Here is a 9,426-nt window from a genome sequence, read left to right as displayed (position 1 = left end):
CCTCGGCCACCAACTCGACACCCAGCACACCGGCGACCTCATCACCCGCATCGACGAGCTCACCGCCACCACCCGCCGGCTCAACACCGACAACGAGCAACTCGCCCACGACAACACCGCGCTGCGCCACCAGCTCACCGACGCCGAAGACTCCCTCGCCGGCGCCCGCACCAGCCTCCGGCAAATGATCAAAGACCAGAACGCCGACGCACAACCCACAATCACCGGAAATTCACGATGAAACGCCGACACATTCAGCTCGCTGATGGTGCCTCAGGTCCCAGAAAGCCCCGGGACCTTCTCACCAGCACATTCACCGGACAACCCCAGATAAAGGAGGAGACCCGGGGCGGGGTGATCGCGGGCAACTCCTTCGACGGATCAGGGGTGTCCGGCGCGAATTTCGCCGACTCCGTGCTCGACCTCAAGGGCGTCGGCTACCAGGTCGTCAACAACGTCACCTCCGGCGCCAGCCCGAGACTCATGGACGGGTTCCAGACCCACGTCATCACCGAACCCGCCACCTCCGGCTGCAACAACACCTTCCGCAACAACACCTTCAACGTCCAGGTCCCCGGCAAGCCCGTCGCCCTGGACAGCAGATGCGGGATCAACCCCCAGTAAAGGCTCGCGCCTGGACTGGAGAAGTGAGCGCGCATGGTCACCGGCTGACTCGTGATGATGATCCTGATCGGTTTCATCCTCGCCACAGGACTTGCCACCTCGACACGCATGGGGCGAATGAGTAGGCCCGCACGCCGCGTGGAGCAGGCTACGGCTCGGCGCCAGCAGCGCGGGAAACCGAGACCGGCAGAGTAATCTCTGAGGGAGTTGAGCACTCGGAGTGCCCGTGATGACGCGGGATACCCGCCGGCCGTGACGTGACCCGAAGGTGCGGGGGACGACGAGCCTGGCACATGGGCGTGGAGTCATCGCTACTATCCGGGTCCGGGTCACAGACGAAGCTCGGCCATGTCTGAGATGCCCGATGGACAACAGTGGAGGTGCGTCGGCCGTGTCCTATCTGTCTGACGTCGCGCTGTCGGTGCTGGATACCTCGCCGATCGTGCAAGGCTCGACCGCGCGCACGGCGCTGCTCAACACGCTCGACCTCGCGCGGCTGGCCGACCGTCTGGGCTATCACCGCTACTGGGTGCCCGAACACCACAGCATGCGTGGCGTGGCGAGCGCCGCGCCCGCGGTCCTGGTCGGCCAACTGGCAGCCGAGACCGAACGAATCCGGGTCGGGTCGGGTGGCGTGCTGCTGTTCAATCACGCTCCGATCGTGGTTGCCGAGCAGTTCGGCACTCTGGAGGCGTTTCACCCTGGGCGGATCGACCTTGGCATCGGGCGCTCGCTGGGTGGCAACCGTCGTACCGCCGCGGTGGTCCGTAGCGACACCGAGCGGCACGCGACGTCTTTCACCGAGCAGTTCGATGCGTTGTTGGCGTTCCTAACCCAGCCTGAGGGCCAGACCATCCGGGCGATCCCAGCGGTGGGGAACACACCCCCGGTGTGGTTGCTGGGCTCCACGGAGTTCAGCGCACAGCTGGCCGCGTCGCGGGGGCTGCCCTACGCCTACGCCCACCATCTCAACCCCGAATCGATGCGCGCGGCGCTGAGGCTCTACCGGGAGGCGTTTCAGCCCTCGCCAGAGTATCCGGAACCGACGGTGTTGGTGAGTGTCTCGGTGATCGCGGCGGACTCCGACGATCAGGCGCAGTGGCTGGCGGGGCCGTCGAAGTTGAAGTTCCTGGAGCGGCGTCTGGGGAAGCGGATGCAGCTGCCGCCCCCGCAGGAAGCGGCCGCCTATCCCTATACCGACGAGGACCACGCGGCCATCGAGGAGAAGTTCGCCGACGTCATCATCGGCGGCCCGGAGACGGTCGCCAAAGGCCTGCGCGCGTTGTGCGACGACACCGGTGCGACCGAGCTCATGCTCACGACGCAGGTCTATGACCATCCCGACCGCCGCCGCTCCTACGAGATCATCGCCGAGCTAACGCGTTAGCTGCTGGTCCGTGGCCGGCTGGTCGGGCAGGACCAACAGCTCCTCGGCAAGATCGCACAGCCACAGTGCGATGTCGCGCCATCGGTCGAACTCCGGTATCAGCCGGGGGAACGGCGGCATGGACCTGGCTCCCTCGGCGTCAGGGTCGGTCTCCTCACCCTCGTGGGCTTTCGCACGCAACGCCCGATGCACGACGAGCGCGGCCTCGGTGGGGTCCGCTACACCGGTCTTGGTCTCGGCGAGGCCACCCGCGCGGTAGTACGGGGCCAGCCAAGCCAGCCCGTCCGCGACTTCGTTGATGACTCGAGTGAAACCCGGATCGAGCGTGCCGGACTCGAGGATCTCCACCCCGTCTTCGCCACGATGGGGCAGAGCGATGTAGGGAAAGGTCTGGAGTAGCAGTAACCGTAGCGGGACCAGGCAGCGGCGATAACGTTTCTGCAGCATCCGGTCGTACCAGGAACCGAGCGACCCAACCACGGCGGCGACCGCGGGAACGGCCAGTCCGAGGGCCATGGCGGATTGCCCCGCATACAGGGCGGTGATATAGATCTTGCCCAGCGTGCTGAACCGGCGAGGCGCGCCCGCCCAGAGCGGGTGCAGCGCATCGATGAGCGTCGCGATGCCGAAAACGCCGAGCCCGAAGGCCGCGGCACCGCCGATCATGAGCCCGAGTCCCCACCGTGCCCACACCTGGCGCACCAAGCGCATCAGCCGCAGTCCCCGCCACACCCCGAGCAGCCAGAAACCGACGTTCATCAGGTCGAACGTCAACCCGTATAGGAGCCGAGGAATGTTGGCCCGGTACTCGGCGTAGGTCTCGGGGACATAGCCCCACGATCCCGCCGGTGCCGCGAGCCACAACACGAACAGGAACACGGTCCCGGCCAGCAGCACCCCGAGCTCGCGCAGAGCGATCCGTCGTCGCACAGATTCAGCCAGGTCAGGGCGGGCGAGCACGAAAAACGCCGCGAAACAGTAGGCCATCGCCGAGTTGAAGACGTTGGAGATGTTCGTCATCAGCTGTTCGCCGATGAAAGCCTCGATCGGGTCGAACACCTCGTGCGGGAACCAGCTTGCCGCGAAGGTCAGGCACCACAGGCCCGGGACCAGGACGCGCAGTGGCAGATCGTCGCGGTGGCGCGCCAGCTGGACCGTCGAACGCACCGCCATGATCGCCAGAACAGAGGCGGTGAAAACTTGAAAGATCAGCTTGACCGTCATCGGCGGCGCACAAGTCCAGGCGCCCAACCACGCGGGCCGAGCGCGATATCGACGAGGCCGACCTTGATGCGACAGGTCGAGACGGCATGCATGGTCGTTAGCGCCAGCCGCTGGTCGACAGGCCGAAAGCGGCCGCGATGCCCTGCTCGGCTTGGGGCGATGCCTTAGTGATCAGGCGAGGGTCGGCGCGTCGGCGCGTCAGCTCGGACAAGATCGTGGCGCCGGTCTCGGCTTCCCATTCCTTCCAGCGCGAGTACAGACCGTCACCCGGGCGGGTAGCTTCGTCCAGTGCCCCGCAGGTGAGCATCTCCGCGCCCTCGAGGTGGCCCAGCAGCAGGTGCATGACCTCGTGATAGATCACGTGGATCCGCTGTTCTCGGGGAGCCGACTTCTGGTAGTAGATCATGTCTCGGTCCGGCTTGGGGACCAGAAGTCCCACCGACGCTGTAGCAGGGAGTTCCCTGGCCGCGGGTCTGATCGGTCGCCCCCGTGCCGAGCTGAGCTTGCGGCACAGATTCTGAGGAGTGAGTGGCGGCAGGATGTCCAAGTCCTGGAGCAGGCCTTGGCAGAACACACGTAGCTGCAGCTCACTCTTGGGGCGCTGCTGCGAGATCGACACAGTCCCTCCGGTCGCCCTCGGCCACATCGAGTACGAGGGTGCGCGTTCCTCGTCATCGTTGGTGCGGTCTTCTTCGGTGTGGTCTTGGAGGTGATCGTCGCACGCCGCACCGTCAGTTGTTCGGCGAACATCAAGATTCGTGGTCGGTTTGTGTCTGGCGGCCTGTTCGAAACCACGACGCAGCAGTTGCAGAGCGCGACGTAGCAGATTCCGCCGCTGCGATCCGATGACGGCCGGCCCACGACACAGCAGATAGCTCTGGACATCGCACTCTCGTAGTGCTCGGTCCAGCAGGGCGTCCTGGATCGTGGTGACGGCGATCGGGTCGAGGCCGAAGTAGTCGGCTGGTGCGTCGAAGAACGCCGCAATCGCGGCGAGCTCGCGGTCTGAGGCCTCACCACCCGCGCGGACCCGCTCCACGGTGGTGACGCACGTGGCGACGTCGGCGTTGTCCAAGCGGGGGCTCATACCGAGTCCGACCTCGGCGGTGTTGTACGGCCGCCACCGCGGCTCGCCCCCGCGTGGATCGGCGACCCGTACACACAGGACCTCGAACAGCCAGATCAGCCGCTCGGCAATCGTCGGCAGGGTAACGCGTTCAGGGTGAGGCTCAGTCACCGCTGCGCCTCCTGGCCACACCTGGTCTAAGGGGGAGGTCACATAGTCGACCGAGCCGTTGACAGCGTAGCTGGTCAAGCATTGACATTCCCCACCTCTGAACACACACGGTGCCGCTATAGCGCAGTAATCTACTCGATCGATGTCTCTACTGCTACGCTGTAACCTTTAAAGACTCCCGCCAGCGAAGATGAAGGGCCTCAGATGTCGCAGGAGCGTGCCGAGCCGTCCATACCGTCGTCCGTGCCGCCGTCGATGTCGCAGCCGCCGACGAGCCTGAGCGCCCGGATCAACCGGCTGTTCGAAGTGGTTCGCCCACCCGATTCACCTGAGCGTGAGTACCGAAACCGTGACGTTGCCAAGGCCTGTCGCAACGCGGGCAAAGAAGGCCTCTCGGAAGGCCACCTAGGCGAGCTGCGCCGCGGAATCAAGACCAATCCCACGCTTCGAACCCTGCAGACGATCGCCTGGTTCTTCGAGGTACCCGTCGGATATTTCTCCGACCCTGACACCGCCGAACAGGTAGAACTCGAACTGGCGCTCCGAGAGGCAAAACGCAACGCCAAGCTCGAATCCGAGCGCAAAGCTCTCGAAGAGCGAGCCGAGGCGATGCGGCATCTCACCATGGTCGCCAGAAAGTCCGGCGTGCTCAACATGGCTCACCGCGGCCTGGGCGGCGAGATGGGCATCCGCGAGCAGACCGCGATGCTGGTGGCCACAGCGAAGCTCATCGCCCAAGACGACGACGATGAGGACGAAGACCAGGACGATTGACAACTCTGCCCGTCCGCCTGGCCGTCAGACCTCTACGACACCGCCACGTCCCGCGCAGTTCACTGCCGGAGTGGCGGTGTTTTGCGTGCTCCAGCAGCGAAGGACGCGCATCACCCATCCGGGTGGCCTGAGAAGATGCAAAACCAAACCGCTTCACAGCAGCGTAGTTTCTAGCTAGCGTTTCGAGCCTAGAATTGCGCTGGAAGGGGCAAGCGGTGAGTGGTCAGCAAAGCTCGCGTACAGGTTCTGGGGGCGGCACGGCGGCGGCCTACGGGACCGCATACGCGGCAATTCCCGGTAGCGACCAGACGCGATGTGCCTTGTCAGGCTGCGACCGAACGATCAACCAGCACCCCGAGCAGATGCCACGGCGCTACTGCAGCGCTGAACACCGCGCGCTCTCCCGCAGCCATCAGACCGGGCCCTTTGACAGCGCAACCGCCAGGACAGCGAGTTCCTCCCCCTCACCAGCGCAATCCGGGCCCACCATGCGACCTGAACCGGCGGCGCGGCGGGGCGTCCACACCCCGACCGTTGCCCCTCCTGTCCGCAGATCAGGTCTCTCGCTGTCGCAACATCAGGAACTTGCTGACGCGGCCGGTCGCGCGGCGACCATCCTCGTCCGCCGCCAGCACAAGGCCATCACCCGACACCACCTTCGGGTTCGGCTGCTCACTGTGGTGACCGTGGGAGGACTGCTGGTCGGCGGGATGCTCTGGCTGCCCACCACGGCACCCAGGGCGCAAGGACCGGCCCTCCCCCCGACTGCGTCGACTGCGACCGAAGACCAGTGGGCCGCGCAGGTATCCACCAACATCGCCGCGTTGAGGCCTCAGATCGCCGAGCTCACCCGAGTGCGTGCCCTGTGGGACGCCCACCCCGCGCGGCTGCGCGACCCTCGACCCGACGCGGTCGTACTCCTGGGCCAGCGACTGGCCGAGCTCACCGAACAGCGGGCACTGCTCAGCTCCCGACTCGACTCCGCCACCGACCTGCATGCCCTGGGGCTGGAGCTCGCCGAGATCACCCGCGACGGCGCCCGCCTCGACTACGCCATCTCCCTGGCCCCGGACTCGGGCGACCTCACCTCGCAAGACAACGCTGACCTGCAGCGCTTACGGCAGCTGCGGCGAGCCAACGCCGCACGGGAGAAGACCAAGATCGCGCAACTCGACCAACTACGAACCGACGTTCGGGCGGCCATGAACGCGCCGATGCCGAACCCCGATCCGGCCACCACTAATACACTCGCCGCGATTGTCCGGGACTATGTTCAGCACCCCGAGCGTCCACGCCCCCCGGCCCGACGGCCGGCCAACGCGCTGAGCCCGCGTCGTGACGCGACCGAGCCGCGCGAGACTGCCAGCAGTCCCACCCGCCGCGATGTTCATGTCGGAGCGCCACCAAGGCCAGGACGCGAGACTGAGCCAGAACACGCCGGGCAAGGCGCACGGCTTCGGACACAGCAACCGAACAAGTCCAACGCGGGCAGCTCCGCCTCGACCTATCAGGTGCGCCCCGGCGACAGCCTGTGGAAGATCGCCGGCACGCAGTTGGGCGACCCCCAGCGTTGGCCGGAGCTCTTCGGGCTCAACCGAGGCCGCACACAGTCTGACGGGACGGCGCTGACGGACCCGGCCACGATCCGAGTCGGTTGGACACTCAACCTGCCCAACCACGCCGCCCCACGCTCAGGCCACAGCGCTCGAGAGGGCGGCCGATGACCGCGCACGTGCTCAACGCCGCCATGAGCGTGGTGCTGTGGACTCTGGTCCTCTGGCGCGCCTATCGTGCACGCGCGTTCACCTCACTGTGGTGGTCGACCCTCGCGTTCGCAATCGCACTGACCCTGCGGACCCCGTACGTGGCCCAATCGCTGGAATCCTGCCTAGGTACCTCAAGGACCCCGGTCATCGGCCACCTCGCGCTCGTGGTCGCCCTCGGCCTGACCGCGCGATGGCTACTGACCGTGCACTACGGCACGGCCACTCCGCCACACTGGCACACCCTCCTGCTGTGCTTCGCGGCAGCCGCGACGATCATGACCGTCGCCGGGCTACGGTCAGTGCCAGCCGCGGCGCTCACCACCCTGGAGAATCCCACCATCCCGCGGCCGCTGTTCGACCTGGCATTCGCGGGGGCGTTCGCGGTGTGCCTCCTACTCGCCTGCGGCGCCATCATCGCCTCCAGCACGGCGGCCTTCACCCTTGCTCAGGTCCGCTACAGGGTGAGCCTGGGTTGTATCGGGGCCGCCGCCGCGTGCTTCTGGCTCTACGCCGCCTTCACCTGCTACATCCAGATCGCCGCGCTGAGCGGGATGCACTGGCCACTGCCATCACCAGTGGTCACCGATTCCTTCCTGACGTGTGCGCTGCTCTCGATCACCACCGCACTCGCGCTTCCACTGCTACTGCCACGATCGGGGCGCCGCCGGGACGTCATGACTATCCGGACCGTGACGGCCCTATGGGAGTGGCTCTCCCCCGCCCACCCCCCGCTCGCCATCGACGAGCAGGCCACGGTAGGCGGAGTCGGTGTCTCGGACGCAACCAGTGCCTTGCTCGATCGAATCTGGCGCCTGCAGCACTGGGTCAACCCCCAACAGTTGGCGGCCGCCACGGCCACCGCGCGATCACAAGGGTTGGCTCAACGCCGCGCCACACTGGTCGCAGTAGTCAACTGCCTCGAGGAAGCGCTCACTTCCGAAAGGCTGCGGCGTCCGACCGAGCGCCGAGTCGCGGACCTGCTGCCCACCACCGGCACCGGCCGCTTCGAGGCCGAGCTGAAGTGGCTCATGGATCTAGCAGCTACCCGAGGGCTGCCCAGAACAATCCGGACCGGTAGACGACCGAACAGTCAACCAGTCGCCCCGGCTATCCCCGCGCTGGCTGACCCCGACCTGCTCGCCCAGTGTGAGCAGCACCTCGAACGGTGGCTGCCAGGGCAACCCCCCACGACGGTCACCGCGATCGTCGGCGTGATCAGTCGGAAGCTCGGCCAACGAATCCACATCGTGATCGGCGATGCCGAAGGTCTGCCTCTGCCGATAGCCCTGTGGCTTGGCGCGCCGAACGAGCACCTGATCTGGGTCGACAAACACACCACCCCGATGCAGCGCACGATCAGCCTGCTCCACGAGATCGGCCACATCATCTGCGGACACACACCGACACCGGTCGCCACCACACAGCAGGACTCGCGACAACAGCTACCCGACCCGGTCGCGGCGCTCTCCACCGCCACACCGCGTAGTGGCCCGGTCCTCGCCTATCGAGGCCGCGACTTGGGCACCAGCTCTGGCGGGTGTAGCTCCGTGGACGACCGGATCGAGGCCGAAGCCGAGCTCACCGGACGGCTTTTGGCCTCGCACCTTCTCCATGCACCCGACGCCGCGCTGGCCGCTTACCTCGACGAGGGCTAGCTACAGTCTCTCGTTACGTTCGATGTTCAGCTGTGAGGCTCTGTGAGAGAGGGTGCGCTCGTCGTTCGCGCACCGACCAATCGCCGTCACCTTTACCCAGACAGCTCGGACCACTGTTGCCCCATCTCAACCGTGTGAGTTCCCATCAATGTGTTGGGTAGAGCCCTGTCCGAGATGCGCTCCGACAGATCACCAGTCACAGATGGCCCCGGAACTTCAAGCCTGACTTGGAACGAGCTCGATACCGGCAGCACTGACTCATCGAACAGGGCTGCTTCTCTGACGATGAATCGAATCGGTAGGACCAATGGTGGAAGCCCGGTTTACAACTTCCTCGCACGCGGCAGTCACGCTCCCCCACGTCACCGCCGTCCTGAACCAGAAAGGTGGCGTCGGCAAGACCGGACTCACCGCAGGGACGGGGGGTGTCCCTATGGCACTTGTCAAGCTGCGGCTGGGAGTTTCGGGGCGTGTGAGTTGCTTGGGTGTCGGTAGAGGGCGTGGTCTCGGAGCATGGCGTAGAGGACGTCGCAGCGTCGTCGGGCCAGGCAGATGAGGGCGGCGTTGTGCTTTTTCTTTTCGGCTCGTTTGCGGTCGTAGTAGGCGCGGCTGGTGGGGTCGGACAGGGCGGCGAACGCGGCGAGGAAGAACGCGCGTTTAAGTTTGCGGTTGCCGGTGCGTGCGGGGTGTTCGCCTTTAATGCTGGTGCCGGAGATGCGGCTGACTGGTGCGATGCCGGCGTAGGCGGCCAGGTGCGCG

9 protein-coding genes are annotated in these 9,426 nt (G+C 66.0%); 6 read left to right on the top strand and 3 right to left on the bottom strand.

Annotated features, from left to right (window positions below):
• From G406_RS57880 to G406_RS0123350, 3 genes are all read left to right on the top strand, one after another.
• A partial coding sequence (locus G406_RS57880) for a hypothetical protein (protein ID WP_211241244.1) occupies positions 1-241 on the top strand: 241 nt, incomplete at its 5' end.
• 113 nt (positions 242-354) lie between these two features.
• Positions 355-624, top strand: a complete 270-nt coding sequence (locus G406_RS0123355) for a hypothetical protein (RefSeq protein ID WP_028935636.1) — start codon at positions 355-357, stop codon at positions 622-624.
• Positions 625-1,015: 391 nt separating this feature from the next.
• The gene (locus G406_RS0123350) at positions 1,016-2,011 is read left to right on the top strand and encodes an LLM class flavin-dependent oxidoreductase (protein WP_028935635.1); all 996 of its coding nucleotides are present in this window, start codon (positions 1,016-1,018) and stop codon (positions 2,009-2,011) included.
• On the opposite strand, the gene G406_RS0123345 is transcribed toward G406_RS0123350, so the two are convergent.
• Together G406_RS0123345 and G406_RS54480 are read right to left on the bottom strand one after the other, a co-directional pair.
• A complete protein-coding gene (locus G406_RS0123345) occupies positions 2,000-3,184 on the bottom strand; it encodes a DUF6545 domain-containing protein (protein ID WP_156935117.1) in 1,185 nt (394 codons plus the stop codon). The genes G406_RS0123350 and G406_RS0123345 overlap by 12 nt on opposite strands.
• A 148-nt stretch (positions 3,185-3,332) precedes the next feature.
• On the bottom strand, positions 3,333-4,472 hold the full coding sequence (locus tag G406_RS54480) for a hypothetical protein (protein ID WP_051342555.1): 1,140 nt from the start codon (positions 4,470-4,472) through the stop codon (positions 3,333-3,335).
• Positions 4,473-4,676: 204 nt separating this feature from the next.
• Here G406_RS54480 and G406_RS54475 point away from each other — a divergent pair, with 204 nt between their 5' ends.
• The 3 genes from G406_RS54475 to G406_RS0123320 all read left to right on the top strand — a co-directional run bounded on the left by G406_RS54475 (position 4,677) and on the right by G406_RS0123320 (position 8,667).
• Positions 4,677-5,246, top strand: a complete 570-nt coding sequence (locus tag G406_RS54475) for a hypothetical protein (RefSeq protein ID WP_051342554.1) — start codon at positions 4,677-4,679, stop codon at positions 5,244-5,246.
• 686 nt (positions 5,247-5,932) lie between these two features.
• Entirely contained in the window at positions 5,933-6,970 is a 1,038-nt protein-coding gene (locus tag G406_RS0123325) for a LysM peptidoglycan-binding domain-containing protein (RefSeq protein ID WP_156935116.1), read from the top strand.
• Positions 6,967-8,667, top strand: a complete 1,701-nt coding sequence (locus tag G406_RS0123320) for an ImmA/IrrE family metallo-endopeptidase (protein ID WP_028935632.1) — start codon at positions 6,967-6,969, stop codon at positions 8,665-8,667. The genes G406_RS0123325 and G406_RS0123320 overlap by 4 nt, the downstream gene beginning before the upstream one ends.
• Before the next feature lie 443 nt (positions 8,668-9,110).
• Here the strand turns inward: G406_RS0123320 and G406_RS49265 are convergent.
• Positions 9,111-9,426 (bottom strand): IS110 family transposase (locus G406_RS49265; protein ID WP_037078143.1); only part of this gene is annotated, 316 nt, incomplete at its 5' end.

It is taken from the genome of Actinospineispora spinosispora DSM 44797 (genome assembly GCF_000429025.1).
GTDB lineage: Bacteria > Actinomycetota > Actinomycetes > Mycobacteriales > Pseudonocardiaceae > Pseudonocardia > Pseudonocardia spinosispora.
The sequence above is the reverse complement of the archived record's forward strand: the minus strand, read 5'-3'. Positions and strand labels throughout refer to the sequence as shown.

Bases quoted from the DNA above. Each gene is read 5' to 3' on its own strand.
- G406_RS0123320 (WP_028935632.1), top strand. From the start codon at position 6,967: ATGACCGCGCACGTGCTCAACGCCGCCATGAGCGTGGTGCTGTGGACT.
- G406_RS54475 (WP_051342554.1), top strand. From the start codon at position 4,677: ATGTCGCAGGAGCGTGCCGAGCCGTCCATACCGTCGTCCGTGCCGCCG.
- G406_RS0123345 (WP_156935117.1), bottom strand. From the start codon at position 3,184: ATGGCGGTGCGTTCGACGGTCCAGCTGGCGCGCCACCGCGACGATCTG.